Annotated in this window: 16 protein-coding genes; 10 read left to right on the forward strand and 6 right to left on the reverse strand. The window is 71.3% G+C overall.

The genetic code is table 11. From position 1 onward, the window contains the following. The first annotated feature begins 122 nt into the window (after positions 1 to 122). Together ACLBWX_RS12805 and ACLBWX_RS12810 are read left to right on the forward strand one after the other, a co-directional pair. Positions 123 to 1,433 carry a Gfo/Idh/MocA family protein gene (locus ACLBWX_RS12805; RefSeq protein WP_447677446.1) on the forward strand — a complete coding sequence of 437 codons (1,311 nt, stop codon included), beginning with the start codon at positions 123 to 125 and terminating at the stop codon, positions 1,431 to 1,433. A 90-nt stretch (positions 1,434 to 1,523) separates the two neighbouring features. Continuing rightward, positions 1,524 to 3,071, forward strand: a complete 1,548-nt coding sequence (locus ACLBWX_RS12810) for a carbohydrate porin (protein WP_447677447.1) — start codon at positions 1,524 to 1,526, stop codon at positions 3,069 to 3,071. A gap of 3 nt (positions 3,072 to 3,074) precedes the next feature. Here ACLBWX_RS12810 and ACLBWX_RS12815 read toward each other — a convergent pair whose 3' ends face one another. Beyond that, on the reverse strand, positions 3,075 to 4,505 hold the full coding sequence (locus ACLBWX_RS12815) for a TAXI family TRAP transporter solute-binding subunit (protein WP_447677448.1): 1,431 nt from the start codon (positions 4,503 to 4,505) through the stop codon (positions 3,075 to 3,077). An 81-nt stretch (positions 4,506 to 4,586) separates the two neighbouring features. Here ACLBWX_RS12815 and ACLBWX_RS12820 point away from each other — a divergent pair, with 81 nt between their 5' ends. The 3 genes from ACLBWX_RS12820 (at position 4,587) to ACLBWX_RS12830 (ending at position 8,128) form a co-directional block, all read left to right on the forward strand. Further along, positions 4,587 to 5,216 carry a regulatory protein RecX gene (locus ACLBWX_RS12820; protein WP_447677449.1) on the forward strand — a complete coding sequence of 210 codons (630 nt, stop codon included), beginning with the start codon at positions 4,587 to 4,589 and terminating at the stop codon, positions 5,214 to 5,216. A 121-nt stretch (positions 5,217 to 5,337) separates the two neighbouring features. Continuing rightward, positions 5,338 to 6,552 carry a putative DNA modification/repair radical SAM protein gene (locus tag ACLBWX_RS12825; RefSeq protein WP_447677450.1) on the forward strand — a complete coding sequence of 405 codons (1,215 nt, stop codon included), beginning with the start codon at positions 5,338 to 5,340 and terminating at the stop codon, positions 6,550 to 6,552. Positions 6,553 to 6,721: 169 nt separating this feature from the next. Beyond that, positions 6,722 to 8,128, forward strand: coding sequence for a UdgX family uracil-DNA binding protein (locus ACLBWX_RS12830; RefSeq protein ID WP_447677538.1), 1,407 nt, complete (start codon positions 6,722 to 6,724; stop codon positions 8,126 to 8,128). Positions 8,129 to 8,132: 4 nt separating this feature from the next. On the opposite strand, the gene ybaL is transcribed toward ACLBWX_RS12830, so the two are convergent. Then, positions 8,133 to 9,947, reverse strand: coding sequence for a YbaL family putative K(+) efflux transporter (gene ybaL, locus ACLBWX_RS12835; RefSeq protein ID WP_447677451.1), 1,815 nt, complete (start codon positions 9,945 to 9,947; stop codon positions 8,133 to 8,135). A gap of 331 nt (positions 9,948 to 10,278) precedes the next feature. Here ybaL and ACLBWX_RS12840 point away from each other — a divergent pair, with 331 nt between their 5' ends. Next, positions 10,279 to 11,436, forward strand: a complete 1,158-nt coding sequence (locus tag ACLBWX_RS12840; protein WP_447677452.1) for a YihY/virulence factor BrkB family protein — start codon at positions 10,279 to 10,281, stop codon at positions 11,434 to 11,436. 100 nt (positions 11,437 to 11,536) lie between these two features. Further along, positions 11,537 to 14,635, forward strand: coding sequence for a DNA polymerase I (polA, locus tag ACLBWX_RS12845; RefSeq protein ID WP_447677453.1), 3,099 nt, complete (start codon positions 11,537 to 11,539; stop codon positions 14,633 to 14,635). On the opposite strand, the gene ACLBWX_RS12850 is transcribed toward polA, so the two are convergent. Then, entirely contained in the window at positions 14,544 to 15,239 is a 696-nt protein-coding gene (locus ACLBWX_RS12850) for a CatB-related O-acetyltransferase (protein WP_447677454.1), read from the reverse strand. The two genes, polA and ACLBWX_RS12850, sit on opposite strands and share 92 nt — an antisense overlap. Before the next feature lie 251 nt (positions 15,240 to 15,490). Here ACLBWX_RS12850 and ACLBWX_RS12855 point away from each other — a divergent pair, with 251 nt between their 5' ends. Further along, positions 15,491 to 16,207, forward strand: coding sequence for a DUF4142 domain-containing protein (locus tag ACLBWX_RS12855; protein WP_447677455.1), 717 nt, complete (start codon positions 15,491 to 15,493; stop codon positions 16,205 to 16,207). A gap of 92 nt (positions 16,208 to 16,299) precedes the next feature. Here the strand turns inward: ACLBWX_RS12855 and ACLBWX_RS12860 are convergent, their stop codons facing one another. Next, positions 16,300 to 16,980: an HAD family hydrolase gene (locus ACLBWX_RS12860; protein ID WP_447677456.1), complete on the reverse strand. Its 681-nt coding sequence runs from the start codon at positions 16,978 to 16,980 to the stop codon at positions 16,300 to 16,302. 302 nt (positions 16,981 to 17,282) lie between these two features. Between ACLBWX_RS12860 and ACLBWX_RS12865 the strand changes: the two genes are divergently transcribed. Both ACLBWX_RS12865 and ACLBWX_RS12870 read left to right on the forward strand, forming a co-directional pair. Further along, positions 17,283 to 17,810, forward strand: coding sequence for a GcrA family cell cycle regulator (locus tag ACLBWX_RS12865; protein WP_447677457.1), 528 nt, complete (start codon positions 17,283 to 17,285; stop codon positions 17,808 to 17,810). 89 nt (positions 17,811 to 17,899) lie between these two features. Continuing rightward, entirely contained in the window at positions 17,900 to 18,142 is a 243-nt protein-coding gene (locus tag ACLBWX_RS12870; RefSeq protein WP_447677458.1) for a hypothetical protein, read from the forward strand. 19 nt (positions 18,143 to 18,161) lie between these two features. Here the strand turns inward: ACLBWX_RS12870 and ACLBWX_RS12875 are convergent, their stop codons facing one another. Together ACLBWX_RS12875 and recN are read right to left on the reverse strand one after the other, a co-directional pair. Then, positions 18,162 to 18,344, reverse strand: coding sequence for a hypothetical protein (locus tag ACLBWX_RS12875; protein ID WP_447677459.1), 183 nt, complete (start codon positions 18,342 to 18,344; stop codon positions 18,162 to 18,164). 146 nt (positions 18,345 to 18,490) lie between these two features. After that, positions 18,491 to 20,158, reverse strand: coding sequence for a DNA repair protein RecN (gene recN, locus ACLBWX_RS12880; protein WP_447677460.1), 1,668 nt, complete (start codon positions 20,156 to 20,158; stop codon positions 18,491 to 18,493). Between the last annotated feature and the right edge of the window lie 112 nt (positions 20,159 to 20,270).

Consider the following 20,270-nt stretch of genomic DNA (forward strand, 5'->3'; position numbering starts at 1 on the left):
GGTCCGGTGGCGCAGGTGCCGGGATCGCCGGAACCGCGTTTCTCGCCGTGACGTTCCCGAGGGAGCAGGCCGTCGGTTCCCGATCCGCGGCCCCTGTCCCGCCGGAACCGACAGCGCACGTCATGACGGATGAAATCCCCCTCTCCCGCCGCAACGTCCTTCGCGCGGGCACCGCGACGCTGACCGGCCTCGCCCTCGGGGCGACGGGCGCGGAGGCGCAGTCGGGGCCGCCGCCCGCCTCGGTCCCGGCCGATACCGGCGCGGTGCAGGGCGGCAAGGTGATGTTCCCGAACTGGCGCGGCCCCGGCGACCGGGCGCCCCCGCCGCCGCCCGCCCCGATGCCGCCGGGCCAGCGCGTCGGCTTCGCCATCGTGGGCCTCGGGCGCCTGAGCCTGGAGGAGATCCTGCCGGCCTTCGGCGAGACGAAGCGCGCGCGCGTGGTCGCGCTGATGTCGGGCACCCCCGCCAAGGCGAAGCTCGTGGCCGAGCAGTACGGGATCGCGCCGGAGGCGGTCTACGGCTACGACGAGTGGGACCGGCTGGCGCAGAATCCCGCGGTCCAGGCGGTCTACGTGGTGACGCCGAACGCGGTGCATCGCGGCGACGTCCTGGCCGCGGCCAAGGCCGGCAAGCACGTCCTCTGCGAGAAGCCGATGGCGGCCTCCTCGGCCGAGGCTCGGGACATGATCGCGGCCTGCGCGGCGGCCAAGGTCAAGCTGATGATCGCCTATCGCTGCCAGTACGAGCCCTACAACCGCGAGGTGATGCGCCTCGCCCGCTCCGGCGAGTTCGGCCGTCCGCGGCTGATCCAGGCCTTCAACGGCCAGACCACCGGGCTGCCCCAGCAATGGCGCCTGAAGAAGGCGCTCGCCGGCGGCGGCGCCCTGCCGGATATCGGGCTCTACTGCCTCAACGGCGTACGCGCTCTGACCGGCGAGGAGCCGGTCTCGGTGACGGCGCAGATCCACGCGCCCGAGGGCGATCCGAAATTCGCCGAGGTCGAGGAGACGGTCGCCTTCACCCTGCGCTTCCCCTCGAATCTCATCGCCCAGTGCATGACGAGCTACGGGGTGCACGAGTCGCGCCGGCTCCAGGTCCATACCGACAAGGCCGACATCGACCTGCAGAACGCCTTCGCCTACCGGGGCCAGCGCCTGGTGGTGGCGCGGCCGGACGGACAGGCGGAGTCGCAGGACACCCGCATCCTGACGCAGAAGAACCAGTTCGCCCTGGAGATCGACCACATGGCCCGCTGCATCCAGGAGGATCGGCGCCCCCGCACCCCCGGCGAGGAGGGCCTGCAGGACCAGGTCCTGATGGAGGCGATCTACGAGGCGGCCCGCACCGGCCGGCCCGTCCCGGTCGGCCCGCCGCCGGGCGCGCCGGGCGGTCTCGACGTCACCCGCGGTCCGGAACTCGACGCCGCCGGCTGAGACGCGCGCCGGGCAGTTGCCTGGGCGTCACGCAACCCGTCTAGTGTCCCACGGGGGCGGCATGGGACCGCCCCCGGATCGCTCGGACGCTTGACCCCACCGCCCAGCCCCTCTCGACCGCGCCCCGCTCCGCCGCGACGGCTCGGCGCAGCCGTCCTCGGCGGCGCCCTCGCGTTCGTCGGCGTGCCGGCGGATTTCGCCCTCGCCGAGACCCCGGCCGAGATCGCCGCGCGCCTGGCCGTGGAGGGACGCGCCATCGGCTCGCCGCGGGGCGCGGGCGGCGACCCCCAGACCTCGGTCGCCCAGTCCGTCACCTCGTCGCGTCCGTCCGCCAACCTCGACACCTCGATCCAGGATCAGCTCGGCCCCGCCGGCGACCCCTTCGGCTTCCGGGCCTTCCTGAAGGAGCGCGGCGTCACCTACAGCCTGACCTATATCGGCGAGAGTCTCGGCAACGTCTCGGGCGGCCTGCGCCGGCGCGGCATCACCGAGGGCCTGCTCGACCTCGAGATCGACGTGGATCTCGGTCCCCTCGTCGGCTGGACCGGGGGCGCGCTCCACACCAACCTGTTCCAGATCCACGGCGCCGGTCTGTCGCGCAGCGCGGTGGACAACCTCATCACGGTCAGCGGCATCGAGGCCCTGCCCTCGTCGCGCCTCTACGAGCTCTGGTTCGAGCAGAAGCTCTTCGGCGACCAGTTCGGCCTGAAGTTCGGGCAGATCGCCGCCGATACCGAGTTCGCCGTGACCCAGACCGGCACGGTGTTCGTGAATTCGACCTTCGGCTGGCCCAACAACATGGCCGTGGTGATCCCGAGCGGCGGGCCGATCTACCCCCTCGCGGTGCCGGGCGTGCGGGCGAAGCTCGTGCCCAACGCCAACCTGTCCTTCCAGGTCGGGCTGTTCGACGGCGATCCGGCCGGGCCTGCGCGCGGCAACGGCGCCTCCGACCCGCAGCGGCGCAACCGCACGGGGACCGATTTCCGCACGAACGACCCGCCCCTGGTGATCGCCGAGGCCTCCTACGCCTACAACATCGCGCCGGGGAGCACCGGCGAGGCCGGCACGGTGACGCTCGGCGGCTGGTATCATTTCGGCCGCTTCGACAGCCTGCGCTTCGACGGCGCCGGCACCTCCCTGGCCGCGCCGGAAAGCAGCGGCAACGCCCGCCGCTTCCGCGGGCAGGCGGGCCTCTACGGCCTCGTCGACCAGACCGTCTACCGCGAGCCCGACGACCCCAACGACGGCGCGAGCGTGTTCCTGCGCGCCTCCGCCTCGCCGGCCGACCGCAGCCTCGTCGACCTCTATGCCGACGTGGGCATCGCCTACAAGGGCCTGCTGCCCGGCCGCTCCGACGACACCGTGGGCCTCGCCTTCGGCTATTCCCGGATCTCCGCCCAGGCCCGCGGCCTCGACACCGATACGATCCTGGCGACCGGTGTCGCGATGCCGAGGCGCAGCAGCGAGGCGGTGCTGGAGGCGACCTATCAGGCGGTGCTCGGCCCCGGCGTCACTCTGCAGCCGGACGTCCAATACGTGTTCCGGCCCGGCGGCGGCATCCCCAACCCGCGCGACGCCAGCGGTGCGCGCATCCGCAACGCGGCGGTGTTCGGACTGCGGGGGACGATCCGGTACTGAGGGCTACTCCGCCGCCGGCGCGTGCAGCGACAGCAGCCGAGCCGTGCGGGCGTGATCCACGGCGCGGCCGCTCTCGCCGGTGTCCGCCCCGAGATTGCGCCGCTCGTCGTTGATCGCGGCATGGACCGCGTCGATGGCGAGGATGAGGGCGCTCACGGTGCGGTTGTCGATGTTGCGCTCGCGGGCGTGCTGGACGACGTCCGCCACGAGGTCGTCGGTCTCGCGCACGAGGCCGTCGAGATCGGCCTTGCAGGTGGAGGCGCGCACCTCGCGCAGGATGTCGAGGAGCCGGTCGAGAACGACGTCGATGCGCTCGCGGCGCTTGCGGGCGAGGCGCTGGGCGATCCAGGCGACGCCGGAGCCGACGGTCCCGCCGAAGAACGCCAGCAGGTAGATGTAGTCCTCGTAGCGCTCGAACATCGTCTGCTGTTCGCGCTCGAAGTAATCCACCGCGCCGGGATGGTTCGGCAGGCGGGCGCTGGTGGCCGCCACGGTGGAATCGAAGTCCGGCGCCTTCATCAGGTTGGCGATCGGCGCCAGGGGCGCCAGCTTCGAGCGCCACTCGAACAGGTGCTGGGTCACCGAGGCGACGGTGAAGCGGCTGACGCCCCCGCGGGCCATCAGGCGGTAGGACGCGCCCACCGTCTTCACGTCCTCGTCCGGGCGCTTGGGGCGGCCGCCGAAGGTGCCGGCGGGAATCGTCACGGATTGCAGCTCGGGCATCCGCTGGATGATCGCCTCGCCATCCGGCACCGAGACGAAGTTGATCTTCTTCTCGGCCGACGCGGCCTCGACGGCGTGCACCGTCGAGATCGCGGCCTTCGAGGCCGGGGCGGCGATGACCGCCACCGCGTCGACCCGGCCCTCCGCGATGGCGCTCGTGACCTCCTGGGGCGTGAGCGGCACCAGGGCGACCCGGGCCGGGCCGAGGCCGCCCTCGGGCACCGGCTCGGCCGCCGTGTGCGCCGCGAAATCGTAGAAGGCGAGCAGGTTCGTCACGAACGGCAGGTCGGCGGCGTGCCGCTCGACCACGCCGAGGCGCTTGCGCGCGAGATCGGGGAAGTTCTCGATGCCGGCCGCCTCGGGGGCGGCGATCAGCAGGGCCTCGTCGTGCAGGATCGCCAGGGTGAGCCCGTTCTCCGGCAGGAGGACATCGGGCCGGACCACGGCGAGATCGGCCTTGTTGCGCTGGAGCGCTTCGGCGCTGTCGCGCACGTCATCGTAGAAAGTCAGCTTGAGGCGGACATCCTCGCGGCCCCGGGCGAGAGCCTGGGCATAGGTCTGCAGGAGGGTCGCCTCGGCGCCGTCCCGGGGCCCCACCGCCACGGTCAGCGTGGTCGGGCGCGACAGGTAGACCAGCATCCCCGCCACCAGGGCGAAGCCCAGCGCCAGGAAGACGAGAAGCCACTCGCGTCTCACGAGAAATGCCGGCATGGCAGGAACGAGCCTTCGTCCAGCGTGATCACCATCTCTACGAGAGCCACACCCGAAACCCGTCCGGATCGTGAAGAACCGATGACACCGCGAAACGTTGCGTCCCGCCGCCCCGCCGGAGCTGCCCCGGATGGCCGGGCCGAGGCGAAGCCGCCACCGCCCGTCACCCCCGCCTATCTCGAGCGGGCGGCCCTGCATTACCTCGAACGCTACAGCGCCTCCGTGGCAATGCTGCGGCAGACCCTGAAGCGGCGGGTCGACAAGCGCTGCCGCCTGCGCGGGGAGGAGGCGAGCGCCTTCGCGGAGGCGATCGAGGCCACGGTGGCGCGCGCGGTCGGCGCCGGCCTCGTGGACGACGCCCGCTTCACGGCCGGGCGTCTCGCGGCCCTGCGCCGGCGGGGCGCCTCCGCCCGCGCCCTGTCGGCCAAGCTCGCCGCCAAGGGCGTTTCGCGCGAGCAGGTGGCCAGCGCGATGGAGAACGAGCGGGAGACGGCGGACGAAGGCGTCGACCTCGAGGAGGAAGCGGCGCGGGCCTATGCCAGGCGGCGGCGCCTCGGCCCCTGGCGCCGCCCCGGGACCCGCGAAGCCCATCGCGACCGGGATCTCGCCGCCATGGCCCGCGCCGGCTTCCCCTACGGCCTTGGCCGACGGGTGATCGAGGCGGATCCCGACGCCGATCCCGACGCCGAAACCTTCAGATCCGGGGCTTAGGGCCGCCGCGGACGTCGGCGTTTGGTTCCGACATCTCGGCTGCGACATCGCGGCGGCGGAGAAAGACCGAATTCGTGCGCGAAAACTTGAACGAACCGCGAACGAGGCGCATCTCTCTTCGATGGACGAAACGCTCGCCAAGAAGCTGCGCATCCTCGCCGATGCCGCCAAGTACGACGCCTCGTGCTCGTCCTCCGGGGCGCCCAAGCGCTCGGCCGGCAAGGGCGAACTCGGCTCGACCACGGGGGCCGGCATCTGCCACGCCTACACGCCGGACGGGCGCTGCATCTCGCTCCTGAAGATCCTGCTGACGAACTACTGCCTGTTCGACTGCGCCTACTGCGTCAATCGCCGCTCCTCCAACGTCCAGCGGGCGAAGTTCTCCGTCGAGGAGGTCGTGACGCTGACGGTGGAGTTCTACAAGCGCAACTACATCGAGGGGTTGTTCCTCTCCTCCGGCATCATCAAGTCCCCCGACCACACCATGGAACTGCTGACGCGGGTGGCCAAGTCCCTGCGGCGCGACCACGGCTTTCGCGGCTACATCCACCTGAAGTCGATTCCGGAAGCGAGCCCCTGGCTGATCGAGGAGGCGGGCCTCTACGCCGACCGGCTCTCGATCAACGTCGAATTGCCCACCGAGGCGAGCCTGGAGCGCCTCGCGCCCGAAAAGGACGGCGCCGTCATCCAGAACGCGATCCAACAGATCGGCGAGCGCATCGTCGAGGCCAAGGCCGAGAAGCGCCGGTTCTCGCCGGCCGGGCAATCGACGCAGGTGATCGTCGGAGCCGACGCCACCACGGATGAGGCCCTGATCCGCAAGAGCGCGCTGCTCTACGGTTCGTACAACCTGAAGCGGGTCTACTATTCCGCCTTCAGTCCGATTCCCGACGGCTCGAGCATCCTGCCCCTGAAATCCCCCCCGCTCCAGCGCGAGCACCGGCTCTACCAGGGCGACTGGCTGCTGCGATACTACGCCTTCACCCCCGACGACGTGGCGGACGCCACCGAGGACGGGATGCTCTCCCTCGACATCGACCCGAAGCTCGCCTGGGCCTTGAAGCACCGCCACCGCTTCCCCGTCGACGTGAACGTCGCCGACCGGGAGATGCTGCTGCGAGTGCCGGGCCTCGGCGCGCGGGCGGTGGACAAGATCATCCGGGCGCGCCGGCACACGCGCCTGCGCCTCGACGACATCGCCCGGCTGACCTCAGCGCTGAAGCGCGCCCGGCCGTTCCTCATCGCGGCGGACTACCATCCGGCGGGCGGCCTGACCGACCGGCTCGACCTGCGGGCGCGGCTGGCCGATCCGCCCAAGCAACTCTCGTTGTTCTAGGATGGGCGATCCGGCACCCAACCCTCCCCCCTCTGCGGGGGAGGGTGCCCACGGAGGGGACGGGAGAGGGGGCGACCTCTCCGGACAAGGCGCTGCCCCTCGCCCGGTCGCTGCGCGACCGCCCTCCGCCGCAAAAGGGGGAGGGTTCGGCAGCGGCGCGCTCGAAGCCATCGACCTCCGTCCAGGCGCCGACCTCGATGGCTTCCGCGCCGCCGCGCGCCGCCTCGCCGGCCGGGGCATCCCGCCGGAGCGGGTGCTCTGGTCCATCGGCGAGGCGCCGGGACTGTTCGGCACCCCTCACGAGGCCGAGGTGGCCCAGGCTCCTTTGAGCCTCCCGCGCGGGGTCGCCGACATGGTCGGCATGGTGGTGCCCCATCGCGATCCCGAGCGCTACGCCCTGCTCTACGAACTGATCTGGCGAATCCTGCACGGCGAGCGCCGGCTGCTGGAAGTGTCGAGCGATCCCCTGGTCCACCGGCTGGAGCGGATGCGGAAGGGCATCGCCCGCGATCTGCACAAGATGCACGCCTTCCTGCGTTTCCGCCGGGTGGAGGGTGAAGACTCGGAGCGCTTCGTCGCCTGGTTCGAGCCCGACCACCACATCCTGGCCGCCGCCGCGCCGTTCTTCGTCGGCCGCTTCCGCCCGCTGATCTGGACCATCCTGACCCCGGAGGCGTCGGTGCATTGGGACGGCACCAGCCTGACCTTCGGCCCGCCGGGGCGACGCGAGGACGCACCGGCCGGCGACGGCTTCGAGGCGGGTTGGCGCGATTACTACGAGAGCACCTTCAACCCCGCCCGGACGAACCTGTCGGCGATGCGGGCGGAGATGCCGAAGAAGTACTGGCGCAACATGCCGGAGACCGCCGCCATCCCGGGCCTCGTCCGGCAGGCGGCGGCGCGCACGGGCGCCATGATCGAAAGGGAGCCGCAGATGCCCGTCAAGCGCAACCCCGCCCGCGCCGTCGCGGCCATGGCCGATCAGGCCCCGGATTCGCTGGAGGCGCTGAACGCCGTCATCCGGCGCTCGGAGCCGCTGGTGCCCGGCGCGACCCAGGCCGTCCTCGGCGAGGGACCATTGGGGGCCGCCATCGCCTTCGTGGGCGAGCAGCCGGGCGACCAGGAGGACCGCCAGGGACGCCCCTTCGTGGGGCCGGCCGGGCAGCTGCTGTCGCGGGCGATGGAAGAGGCCGGGATCGCGCGGGGCGAGGCCTACCTCACCAATGCGGTCAAGCACTTCAAGTTCGAGGAGCGGGGCAAGCGCCGCATCCACCAGAAGCCCACCGCCGGCGAGGTCAGCCACTATCGCTGGTGGCTCGACCGGGAACTCGACTTCGTGGCCCCGAAGCTCGTGGTGGCGCTCGGCGCCACCGCCGTGCTGGCGCTGACCGGCAAGGCGATCCCGATCACCCGGGCGCGGGGGCCGGCGCAGTTCGAGAAACCCTATGCGGGCTTCATCACCGTGCACCCGTCCTACCTGCTGCGCCTGCCGGACGAGGCGAAGGCGGAGGCCTACGCGGCCTTCGTGGCGGATCTCCGCCGCGTCCGCGACCTCGGGCGCTCCCTGGCCGCCTGACGCGTCACGCTCCCTCCTCCTTGTGGGGGCGCAGTTCCGGCGTGACCTGATCGATCTCGGTCTCGATCGGTGCCGAACGGCTCTCGACCCGGGTGCTGTCGACGAAGATGCGGGCCTCGCCTTCCTTCAGGCCGAGGCTGCGCAGGGCGTAGAGGGTCATGCCGAAGGCCAGCTCCCGCTCGGCCATCAGCACGAGGCCGACCCCCTGCTCCTCGAAGTGGCGGCGCTCGCCGTCGTTGTGGGTGCGCACCAGGGTGTCGATGCCCGGGTGGATTTCCCGGGCGAGCTCGACGATGCGCCGGGCCGTATGCGCCTCCGGGGTCGCCACCACGATCAGCCGGGCCTGGGCGATGTCGGCGGCCTGGAGGATGCCCGGGGCGGTGGCGTCGCCGAACACCGCCTCGACGCCCTCCTGGCGCAGGTCCAGCACCCGGCGGCGGTCGCGGTCGAGGACGAGATAGGGCAGGTCCCAGGCCTTGAGCGCCTTGCCGATGGTGCTGCCGACCCGGCCGTAGCCGACGATGATCGCGTGGCCGCGATGGGGCGGGCTCTCGGTGGCGACCGCCAGCGCCTCGGCGCCCTTGCGCTCGAAGCGGGCGGCGAGGCGGGGGCGCTCGGCGACCTTGCGCCCGACCCAGTCGGTGAGGGCGAAGAAGAGCGGGTTCAGGGTGATCGACAGGATGGCGCCGCCGAGGATGAGGTCGCGCCCCTCCTCCGGAAGGAGTTTCAGGGACAGGCCGAGACTGACGAGGATGAACGAGAACTCGCCGATCTGGGCGAGGCTCGCCGCGATGGTGAGGGCGGTGCCGAGGGGGTGCCGGAAGGCGAGGACGATGGCCACGGCCGCGAGGGACTTGCCGATGAGGATGACGCCGAGCACCGCCAGCACCGAGAGCGGCTCGCGGATCAGGATGCCGGGGTCGAACAGCATGCCGACCGAGACGAAGAACAGCACCGCGAAGGCGTCCTGCAGGGGCAGGGAATCGGCCGCCGCCTGATGGCTGAGGTCGGATTCGGCGAGCACCATGCCGGCGAAGAAGGCGCCGAGCGCGAAGGAGACGCCGAAGAGCTCGGCCGAGCCGAAGGCGATGCCGAGGGCCAGCGCCAGCACCGCCAGGGTGAAGAGCTCGCGCGAGCCCGTGCGGGCCGCCTGGTCGAGGAGCCAGGGCACGAAGCGGCGCCCGCCCACCAGCATCACCGCGGCGAAGACCCCGACCTTGGCGAGCGTCAGCCCGAGGGTGAGCCAGAGATTGCCGTCCCCGGCATGGTGGGCGGCGCCCGCGCCGTCGCCCCCGAGAGAGGGCGCCAGCGCCGGCAGCAGCACCAGGGCCAGCACCATCGCGAGGTCCTCGACGATGAGCCAGCCCACGGCGATGCGGCCCTTGTCGCTGTCGAGGAGCCGGCGCTCCTCCAGCGCCCGCAGCAGCACCACCGTGCTCGCCACCGACAGGGCGAGGCCGAAGACCAGGCCGGCCCCGAGGCCCCAGCCCCAGGCCAGCGCCAGGGCGCCGCCCATGGCGGTCGCCGCCACGATCTGCACGACGGCGCCCGGCAGCGCGATGGTGCGCACCGCCATCAGGTCCTTGAGCGAGAAGTGCAGGCCGACGCCGAACATCAGCAGGATCACGCCGATCTCGGCGAGCTGGCCGGCGAGCTGGCCGTTGCCGACGAAGCCCGGCGTGTAGGGGCCGACGAGGACGCCCGCGAGGAGGTAGCCGACGAGGGGCGGCAGGCGCAGGCGCTGCGCCAGCATTCCACAGACGAAGGCAAGCACGAGGCCGAGGGCGATGATGGCGATCAGCTCTGTCGCGTGCGGCACGGGTCGGAAATCTCCGGGTCGAGGGTGAGGGCTCTCAGGGCCGTGACGCGTGACGCCCGCGGGGGCAAGCCGCGATCGGCCCCCACGTCCACGATGCGCCCGAAATCCCGCGTCCCGGATCGCTCCACGTGCCGCGACGCACAACGTCGGTACGCGGACCGGAGTTTCGCGGAATAAGTTCGGACGGGCCGAAACGGGGCGCCCCCTCGCTTTTCCGTGAACGGCCAGGAAACTCTTCGCCGCCGGGCCCTGTTGTCGAGGCAACGCTTGTTGCTTGAGCAAAGCCGGCGTCACTTTGCGATTACGATTGCTGCGGCGGAACGGACGATCGATGACATCACGAAACGAGCGTTCGACCGCACCCGACTCCGTCGAGACCAGGAACTCCACCCTCTGGACCGTCGCCCTCGCCACCGCGCTCCTCGGCTTCGTCGCGCTCCCGCGTCGGACGGGCGGATCGTCGCCGACCCGGGCGATGCCGAAGGATCCGACCCGCCGGCCCTCCCCGTCCCATGCCGGCTCCGAGGCCCGCCGGGTGGCCGACAGCGAGCCCGAGCGCGGCCGCAAGGCGCGCACGCCGTCCGAGATCCCGGCCAAGGGCTGGAAGGACATCGGCCTGCGGGTGTTCCACGACGTCTCGGAGAACAACATCGTCTCGGTCGCCGCCGGGGTGACGTTCTACGTGCTCCTGGCGATCTTCCCGGCCGTCGCGGCCCTGGTCTCGTGCTACGGGCTCGTGGCGGATGTGGCCACCATCAACGAGCACCTGCAGAGCCTGCAGGGGGTCATTCCCTCCGGCGCCCTCGAGATCATCGGCGAGCAGGTCAAGCGCATCGCCGCCAAGGGCGACACCACCCTGGGCCTGACCTTCTTCACCGGCATCGTCCTTTCGCTCTGGAGCGCCAACGGCGGCATGAAGGCGGTCTTCTCCGCCCTCAACATCGTCTACGAGGAGCGCGAGACGCGCAGCTTCCTCTGGCTCAACCTGCGCTCCCTCGCCTTCACGGCCGGCGCGCTCCTGTTCATCATCCTGGCGCTGGTCGGCATCGTGGTGGTGCCGGCGGCCATCGCCATCGTGGGCCTGAGCGCGGAGGCCTGGTACATCGCCCTGCTGCGCTGGCCCGTGCTGCTCCTGGCCGTCCTCGGCGGCCTGGCGCTGCTCTACCGCTACGGCCCGAGCCGCGACGCGCCGCGCTGGCGCTGGGTGACCTGGGGCAGCGCGATCGCGGCCGTGGCCTGGCTCGCCACCTCGCTGGGCTTCTCCTGGTACGTCTCCAATTTCGGCAAGTACAACGAGACCTACGGCTCCCTCGGCGCCGTGATCGGCTTCATGACCTGGATCTGGATCTCGACCACGATCGTGCTCATCGGCGCCGAGATCAACGCCGAGATGGAGCACCAGACCGAGGCCGACACGACGCGCGGCCCGGAGCAGCCGCTGGGCACCCGGGATGCGCGGATGGCGGATACGGTGGGGGCTGCGACCTGAAGGGCTCGGGAGAGACTGCTCACGCCCTTGAACAGGCGTAGCGCTTCTCAGAGGGCCGCTTTAGACAGAAGCCCCTTTCCCAAGGATCCGTGACCCCCGCATGACCGCCGAGACGACCTCCGAGCAGAAGCCCGTCGGCCCCGGCGATCAGATCATCCTGGTCGACGGCTCGTCTTTCATCTTCCGGGCCTACTTCCAGTCGATCAACCAGGACCAGAAGTACAACACCCGGCCCTCGGACGGCCTGCCCACCGGGGCGGTGCGGCTGTTCTGCGCCAAGATCGCCCAGTTCGTGCAGGAGGGCGCGGCCGGCGTGATGCCCACCCATCTGGCCATCGTGTTCGACAAGTCGGAAGGCTCATTCCGCAAGGAACTCTTCCCCGACTACAAGGGCCACCGGCCGGACGCGCCGGACGACCTCAAGCGGCAGATGCCGCTGATGCGCGACGCCGTGCGGGCGTTCGGCCTGCAGCCGATCGAATTGATCCGCTACGAGGCCGACGACCTCATCGCCACCTATTCGCGCCAGGCCGAGGCGCGGGGGGCGGGCGTCATCATCGTCTCCTCCGACAAGGACCTGATGCAGCTCGTCGGGCCGCTCGTGCGGTTCTACGACTTCGAATCCGGCGCCAAGGGCAAGCCCGGCTACCGGCCGGAGCGCAACCTCGACCGCGAGGCGATCATCGCGAAGTGGGAAGGCCTGACCCCTGAGCAGATCGGCGACGCCCTGGCGCTCATCGGCGACACCTCGGACAACGTGCCGGGCGTGCCCGGCATCGGCCTGAAGACCGCCGCGGCCCTGATCAAGGAATACGGCAGCCTCGACGCGCTGCTGGAGCGGGCCGCCGAGATCAAGCAGCCCAAGCGCCGCGAGACCCTGCTCGCCAGCATCGACCAGGCCCGGCTCTCGCGAAGGCTCGTGGCGCTGGAGGAGAACGTGCCGGTTCCGATCCCCCTGGACGACCTGCGCCTGCCCAAGCCCGACCCCCAGAAGCTCGTCGGCTTCCTGAAAGCCATGGAGTTCAACACGCTGACCCGGCGCATCGCCCAGATGCTCCACGTCGACCCGGAGGCGGTGCAGCCCGACCCGGCGCTGTTGCCGAACCGGGCCCCTGAGCCCGACGCGCCGTTCTTCCCAGACGCGCATGGGGATCCCGTGCCCATCGATCCCGAGACCGCGTCCGGCGCCCCGAGCGGAGAGGTCGACCCCTTCGCCGACCTCGGCCTGCCCGACGGCGCGCCCAAGCCCCGCGGCCCCTCCGAGCCGACGCCCGCCGGCCTCGTGGCGGCGCGGGCGGCGGAATCGGTCAAGCCCTTCGACACGGCCGCCTACGAGACGATCGGGTCGGTGGAGCAGCTCGACGCCTGGATCGCCGAGGCCGAGGAGGCCGGCGTGATCGCGGTCGACACCGAGACGGATTCGCTCGATGCCAACACCGCCAACCTCGTCGGCGTCTCCCTCTGCGTGGCGCCGGGCCGGGCGGCCTACATCCCCCTCAGGCACGTCGAGCCCGTGAAAGGCGCCGACGGCGACCTGTTCGGCGATGCCAAGGCGGCGACGGATGCGTTCCAGCCGGCAGCCGGCCAGATCGACACGAAGGCGGTCCTCGAGCGCCTGAAGCCCCTCCTGGAAAATCCGGGGGTGCTCAAGGTCGGGCAGAACCTGAAATACGACCTCGCCGTGCTGTCTCGGTCCGGCATCCGCGTGGCGCCCTTCGACGACACCATGCTGATCTCCTACGTGCTCGATGCCGGCAAGGGCGGACACGGCATGGACGAGCTCGCCCGCCGCCATCTCGGCCACCAGCCCATCACCTTCTCGGACGTGGCCGGCACGGGTCGTGCCAAGATCACCTTCGACCGCGTGGCGCTGGACAAGGCCACCGCCTACGCGGCCGAGGATGCCGACGTCACCCTGCGCCTGTGGCGGATGATGAAGCCGCGCCTCGTGGCCGAGCATCGCGTCGCGGTCTACGAGACCCTGGAGCGCCCGCTGATCCCGGTCGTCGCACGCATGGAGGCCGCAGGCATCCGCGTCGACCGCAACATGCTGAGCCGGCTCTCGGGCGACTTCTCGCAGATCCTGGTGCGCCTGGAGGAAGAGATCCAGGAGGATGCGGGCGAGACCTTCCAGGTCTCCTCCCCGAAGCAGATCGGCGACATCCTGTTCGGCAAGATGGGTCTGCCCGGTGCCAAGAAGACGCCCTCGGGCCAGTGGGCGACGCCCGCGACCCTGCTGGAGGAGCTGGCCCAGGCCGGGCACCCGCTGCCGAAGAAGATCCTCGAGTGGCGCCAGCTCGCCAAGCTGAAATCCACCTACACGGATTCGCTGCAGCAGCATGCCGACCGCGAGACCGACCGGGTCCACACCTCGTTCTCGCTGGCCGCCACCACCACCGGCCGCCTCTCGTCCTCCGAGCCGAACCTGCAGAACATCCCGATCCGCACGGAAGAGGGCCGCCGCATCCGCCGCGCCTTCGTGGCGGCGGAGGGCAACCGCCTGATCTCGGCCGATTACAGCCAGATCGAGCTGCGGCTGCTGGCCCACATCGCCGACATCCCGCAGCTGCGCCAGGCCTTCGCGGACGGCATCGACATCCACGCGGCGACCGCCAGCGCGATGTTCGGCGTGCCGCTCGCCGAGATGACGCCGGACCTGCGCCGGCGGGCCAAGACCATCAACTTCGGCATCATCTACGGCATCTCGGCCTTCGGCCTCGCCGACCGCCTCGGCATCGGCCGCGAGGAGGCCTCCGCCTTCATCAAGCAGTATTTCGAGCGCTTCCCCGGCATCCGCGCCTATATCGACGACACCAAGCGCCGCTGCCGGGACCTCGGCTACGTCACCACCCTGTTCGGCCGGGTCTGCCACTATCCGCAGATCCGCTCGAACAACCCAAACGAGCGCGCGAGCGTCGAGCGTCAGGCCATCAACGCCCCGATCCAGGGCTCGGCCGCCGACATCATCCGCCGGGCGATGATCCGCATGGAAGAAGCGCTGCGGGCCGAGCGCCTCAACGTGCGCATGCTCCTGCAGGTGCACGACGAGCTCGTGTTCGAGGCCCCCGAGGACGAGGTGGCGAAGGCCCTGCCGGTGATCACCCGCATCATGGTCGACGCCCCCGCCCCCGCCCTGACCCTGAAGGTGCCGCTGGTGGTCGAGGCCCGCGCCGCCCTGAACTGGGAGGAGGCGCATTGAGCGCCGCCTCCGCCTCGGCGCGGTCGAGGAAGGCGGCGATGTCGGTGCCGAGAATCAGGGGCAGGTAGGCGGCGATCCGCGCGTCGGGCCAGGCCCACCAGTTCGTGCGCAGCAGCCGCGCGACGGTCGGTTCGTCGAAGCGGTGGCGGACCACCGCGGCCGGGTTGCCGGTCACGATCGCGTAGGGCGGCACGTCGCGCCGCACCACCGCGCCCGCCCCGACGACTGCGCCCGTGCCGACGGTGACGCCCGACAGGATGGTGGAGTTCGCCCCGAGCCAGACCTCGTCGCCGATCACCACGTCGCCGCGGCTGTCGTGGTCCGGCTCCGCCTCGAGGGCCGGCGCCCATGGCCCGCCGCCCACGAGGCCGGCGATGGCCCGGAACGGATAGGTGGTCACGAGATCGGTGCGGTGGTTGCCCAGCGCGATCGTGACGCTCGGCCCGATGGAGCAGAAGCGCCCGATGGTCAGGCCGGCGAGGCCAGCCTCCAGCACGCGCGGGGCGCCGTAGGTATGAGCTCCGATCGACCAGCCCCAGCGCTCGATCTCGCGCGCGAGGTGGAAGCGCGTGAGATCGTCGAAGAGCGGCTGGGGTTCGATCATGGAGCCTCCTGGGGTTCTCGAGTTTGGGGTCTCGAAACAAGGCGCGCGGGCGGATGCAACACCCGATTTTGGGAAAGGCCTCGGCGCGAACCGCGGACCGACCCTGGAGCCGGTCGCGCGGACTGACACCCCCCGAAACGCAAGGCTCCAATGCGACGCAGGGTGGAACGCCCTGTCGGGCCGCGTGTTGCCGCACCGCAAACGAACCTCGAGGACGGCGCCGCTCAGGCGCCCCGGAAAGAGATCTCGCCATGAACAAGTCCCTCCTTGCCGCCCTCGGCCTGTCGGTCGCCGCCCTCGCCACCCCGGCCCTGGCCCAGGAGCCCCTGTCCTTCCGCGTCGCGCCGCAGTTCGACGGCAGCCAGCCGGCCGTGAGCGACACCTCCGACTTCCGCGCCGCCGCCCTGCGCTCGGATGCCGTGAGCATCGAGTCGAGCCGCATCGCCCTGGAGCGCTCCCGCAACCCGCGCGTCCGCCAGTACGCCCACAACGTCCTCGTCGAGCGTAAGGCGACCACCCAGGCCCTGCTGCCCGAGGGCACCTCGCTGACCGCCGGCGGCACCGTCGTCTCCGACACCCAGCCCTTCGAGACCCGCCTCGACAACCCGGTCGGCGTCGTGCTCGCCCCGGTGACGATCTCGGCCACCATCGCCCAGCGCGTGGTCGGCGGCGTCCTCGGCGGCGTCGGCCTCGTGGACAACAGCCCCGCCGAGCCGGGCCGCCGCGTCGCCATCGGCGCCGAGGGCCAGGGCCGCATCGACCGCCTGAAGTCCGCCCGCTCGGGCCGCGACTTCGACCGCACCTATGTCGACCAGCAGGCCAACTCGGACGCCCGCACCCTCGGCCTCTACGCCTCGTACGCCCGCAACGGCGACGACGCGCAGGGCCGCGCGTTCGCCAATCAGGCGCTGCCCTACATCGCCGGCGAGCACGCCCACTCGGCCAACCTCGCCGACCGCATCAACTGATCGGCGCCAACCCCGCCAGACACACGCCCGCCGGAAACGGGAAAGGGCCGCCCCAAGGGGCGGCCCTTTTTCATGGCGAGGCCCGTCGCCCGTCAGGCGGTGGGAACCAGAGCCTCCACGGCGGCGCCGAGCTCGTCGAAATGGGCGATGACCCGATCCGGACCGAGTTCGGTCACCGGCAGGTCGGTGTAGCCGAAGGGGACGGCCACCACGGGGATGCCGGCGGCCTTGGCGGCATCGATGTCGGCGCGGGAATCGCCCACCATCACGGCACGGCCAGGATCGCCGCCGGCGCGCGCGATCGTCAGGGTGATGTGGCGCGGGTCGGGCTTGAAGTAGGGGAAGGTCTCGCGGCCGCAGATCGTCGTGAAGCGATCGGCGATCCCGAGCAGGCCGAGCAGGCGCACGGCCTGGCCTTCGTACTTGTTGGTGCAGACGGCGAGGAGGAAGCCGCGGGCCCGGAGGGCGTCCAGGGCCTCGGCGACGCCCGGGAACAGGTGCGACTGCTCGCAGAGATGGTCGCCGTAATGGGCGATGAAGTCCGAGAACAGGACCTCCAGGCGTTCGGTCGACAGCGGCTCCCCGGCGGTGGCGAAGCCGCGCTGGATCAGGGCCCTGGCTCCAGCTCCGATCATGTCCCGAGCCTGTTCGAGGGGCAGCGTCCGGAGGCCTTCGCGACGCAGGATCACGTTGAGGGTGCCGATGAGGTCGCCGGCGGTCTCGGCCAGGGTTCCGTCGAGATCGAAGACGGCGATGGGCGGCAGGGCGGTCATGGACACTCACAGGATGGGTAGGCGGACGGGCGGAGCCGCCGCTCTAGCCCATCCCGGCGGAGCGGGCGAGGCCGGCCCGCGCGGGTCCGCCCGGCCTTTGCCGGTGGACAGGTGACCGGCTCACCGGGCCACCGTTCCGGCCGCACTTGCCTCGGCGTCTCGGCCTCCTGTACGGTTCGCTCATCGACGGCCGGGGGGCCGCTGCCCATCATCGATGACGGCCTCGATGTCCGCGCCACAGGCCGGGTGCAGGGGCGTCACGCGAGCCGAACGGGCGGAAGCGGGCGATTTCGGAGGGGGCTATGGCGGAAACGGTCCCGAGTTGGTCGGATGAGCGGGTCGATCTCCTGCGCCGGCTGTGGGAAGACGGCCTGAGCGCCAGCCAGATCGCGACGCAGCTCGGCGGCGTCACCCGCAACGCGGTCATCGGCAAGGTTCACCGGCTCGGCCTGTCCGGTCGGGTGAAGTCCGCAGAGACGCCCGGCGTGTCGCCGCGCAAGACCGTGCGCGAGGCCGAGCTGGAGATCGTGGCGCCGGTTCTGGCGGTCGCCGAACCCGAACCCGAGAATGCGCCGGTCGCCTTCGAGGCCCCTGCCGCCGCACCCGCCGTGGTGGCGCCCGTATCGCTGACGATCTCGCGCCGCGTGACGATCATGGACCTGCGGGAATCGATGTGCCGCTGGCCCATCGGCGATCCGACCTCGCCCGACTTCCACTATTGCGGCGACCGCTCGATCACCGGCCTGCCCTACTGCACCACCCACGCGCAGATCGCCTACCAGCCGGCGGCCGAGCGCAAGCGGGACCGGCGCGTCGGCGGCTTTCGCTGATCCGGCACGCCTCGGCGCGGCACGGTTTCGAGACTTCGCGCGTTGATCACCGTCGCCGGTTCCAGGCCGGCGCAAGAAGGTGACGAGCCGTGACCGAGCCAACGAGCGCAATCGACGCCGACGAGGCTGCGTTCCTCGATCTGCATGCGCAGCGCGAGGACCTGGAACGCCAATTGTCGCTGGTGCAGTTGCGCCGGCAGTTCGGCCCCGGGCAGGAAGCGGTCGATCGGGCCGCGGACGACGAGAAAACGCTGCTTCTCACCCTGGATCGGGTCCTCACCCAGATCCGCGCCGCCGAGTACAAGCGTCAGCCGAACGCGCGGCGCTGGTGACGAGGTCCGGCCGGCAGTCTCAGTCGAGCCGCCGCAGGTCGCGCTCCTTGTGCCGCAGGCGCAGCAGGAGTTCGATCTGGCTGTCGGGAATCGGAAGGGTGTCGCAGGTCTCTTCGTAGATCGAACGCAGGGCTGTCCCGAGACGATACCGCGTGTCGTCGGGCAGGTTGGGCTGACACGCATGCGCAGTGTCCTCCCGCATCTCGCCGTCGCAAACTCTCTGGTCCAACGTCTCAGTCCCTCGTTCGAGCGATCCAACGCCGGCGCTGAAACGGAGCGCACTCGCCATTTCACGAGTGTCACCGAACATGGTTAAGGAACCGTTAATCCGAGCGTGCCGAACCGCCGTCAGGCATCCGCGGCCTGGAGCAGCCGGGCCGCCGCCGCCCGGGCCTCGTCGGTCACCGTCGCGCCGGCGAGCATGCGGGCGATCTCCTCGCGCCGCGCCGGGGCTTCGAGGGAGGCGACCCGGGTGGCGACCCGGTCGCTGCCCTTGACCGGGTCCTTGGCGATCAGGAAATGGGTCTCCGCCCGTGCGGCCACCTGCGGCGCGTGGGTCACGGCCACCACCTGGACCTGCGTGGCGAGGCGCCCGAGCCGGGCCCCGATGGCGTCCGCCACCGCCCCGCCGACGCCGGTGTCGATCTCGTCGAAGATCAGGGTCGGCGCCGAGCCCTTGTCGGCGAGCACCACCTTCAGGGCGAGCATGAAGCGCGAGAGCTCGCCGCCGGAGGCGACCTTCATCATCGGCCCCGGGCGCGTACCCGGGTTGGTCTGCGCCCAGAACTCGACCCGGTCGTAGCCCGATGCGTCGCGGGAATCCGGGTCGGTGGCGATCTCGGTGATGAAGCGGGCGCGCTCCAGCTTGAGCGGCGGCAGCTCGGCCTTCACCGCCGCGTCGAGGGCCTTGGCCGCCCGCTTGCGCCCTTCGGTCAGCTTGGCGGCGGCCTTGGCGTAGGCGGCCTCGGCGGTCGCCAGGGTAGCCTCCAGTCCGCCGAGCGCCTCCTCGCCGGCATCGATGGCGGCGACGTCCGCGACGTAGCGCTCGCGCAGGGCCGCGAGGTCGTCGACCGGTACCTGGTACTTCCGGGAGGCGGCGCGGAGCGCGAACAGGCGCTCCTCCACCCGCTCGAGCTCGCGCGGATCGAACTCGGCCTCGCGCAGGGCCACGTCGAGGATGGTATGGGCCTCGTCGAGGGCCGTCAGGGCCGTGTCGAGGGCGGCGACGCAGGGCTCGACCAGGGCCGGCAGCTGCGCCGCCCGCCGCTCCAGCTTTCGCAGGGCGGAGGAGAGGTGCGAGACGATGGGGCCGCCCGAGGCCTCGATCGCCTCGTTCAACTCGCGCGCGACCTTCTCGCTCTGCTGCATCACCGTGCGGCGCTCGGCCAGCGTGGTCTCCTCGCCCGGCTCCGGGGCGAGGGTCTCCAGTTCCGCCACGGCGTGGCGCAGGAAGTCCGATTCCTTGGCTGCGGCCTCGACCCGGGCGCGGTGCTCGGACAGGACGGCGCGCGCGCCCTTCACGCGCTTGGCCGCCTCGCCGACCTGGGTCAGCGGGCCCTGCAGCCCGCCGAAGGCGTCGAGGATGGCCCGGTGGGTGGTGGGATCGGCGAGCGCCCGGTCGTCGTGCTGGCCGTGGATCTCCACGAGGGCCGCGCCGATGGCCCGCAGCACCTGGACGCCGACGGCCTGGTCGTTGACGAAGGCGCGGGTGCGGCCATCCGCCATCTGCACGCGACGCAGGATGAGATCGCCCTCGGTATCGATCTCGGCCTGTGCCGCGAGGGTGCGGGCCGGGTGTTCGAGGGGCACGTCGAACACGGCGGTGACGGCGCCCTGCCCTTCCCCATGGCGCACGAGGCGACCGTCGCCGCGGCCGCCGAGCGCCAGGGCGAAGGCGTCGAGCAGGATCGACTTGCCCGCACCCGTCTCGCCCGTGAGGACGCTGAGTCCCTCGCGAAAGTTCAGGACGAGCTTGTCGATGAGAACGATGTCGCGGATCGCGAGCTGGCTCAGCATGCCGCGTCTGAGGTCCCGTTGTGAACGCTGGCGCCGTGTCTACGGCGAAGTGCCGCCGGCTTCACGCAAAAAGATGCCGCCCCCGACGGGGAGCGGCAAAGCGGCACTCGAC

This window comes from Methylobacterium sp. M6A4_1b, from assembly GCF_053345175.1.

Coding starts and splice junctions, on each gene's coding strand:
- ACLBWX_RS12805 (WP_447677446.1), top strand. CDS start 123: ATGACGGATGAAATCCCCCTCTCCCGCCGCAACGTCCTTCGCGCGGGC.
- ACLBWX_RS12815 (WP_447677448.1), bottom strand. CDS start 4,505: ATGCCGGCATTTCTCGTGAGACGCGAGTGGCTTCTCGTCTTCCTGGCG.
- ACLBWX_RS12820 (WP_447677449.1), top strand. CDS start 4,587: ATGACACCGCGAAACGTTGCGTCCCGCCGCCCCGCCGGAGCTGCCCCG.
- ACLBWX_RS12825 (WP_447677450.1), top strand. CDS start 5,338: ATGGACGAAACGCTCGCCAAGAAGCTGCGCATCCTCGCCGATGCCGCC.
- ACLBWX_RS12840 (WP_447677452.1), top strand. CDS start 10,279: ATGACATCACGAAACGAGCGTTCGACCGCACCCGACTCCGTCGAGACC.
- polA (WP_447677453.1), top strand. CDS start 11,537: ATGACCGCCGAGACGACCTCCGAGCAGAAGCCCGTCGGCCCCGGCGAT.
- ACLBWX_RS12850 (WP_447677454.1), bottom strand. CDS start 15,239: ATGATCGAACCCCAGCCGCTCTTCGACGATCTCACGCGCTTCCACCTC.
- ACLBWX_RS12855 (WP_447677455.1), top strand. CDS start 15,491: ATGAACAAGTCCCTCCTTGCCGCCCTCGGCCTGTCGGTCGCCGCCCTC.
- ACLBWX_RS12860 (WP_447677456.1), bottom strand. CDS start 16,980: ATGACCGCCCTGCCGCCCATCGCCGTCTTCGATCTCGACGGAACCCTG.
- ACLBWX_RS12865 (WP_447677457.1), top strand. CDS start 17,283: ATGGCGGAAACGGTCCCGAGTTGGTCGGATGAGCGGGTCGATCTCCTG.
- ACLBWX_RS12875 (WP_447677459.1), bottom strand. CDS start 18,344: ATGCGGGAGGACACTGCGCATGCGTGTCAGCCCAACCTGCCCGACGAC.
- recN (WP_447677460.1), bottom strand. CDS start 20,158: ATGCTGAGCCAGCTCGCGATCCGCGACATCGTTCTCATCGACAAGCTC.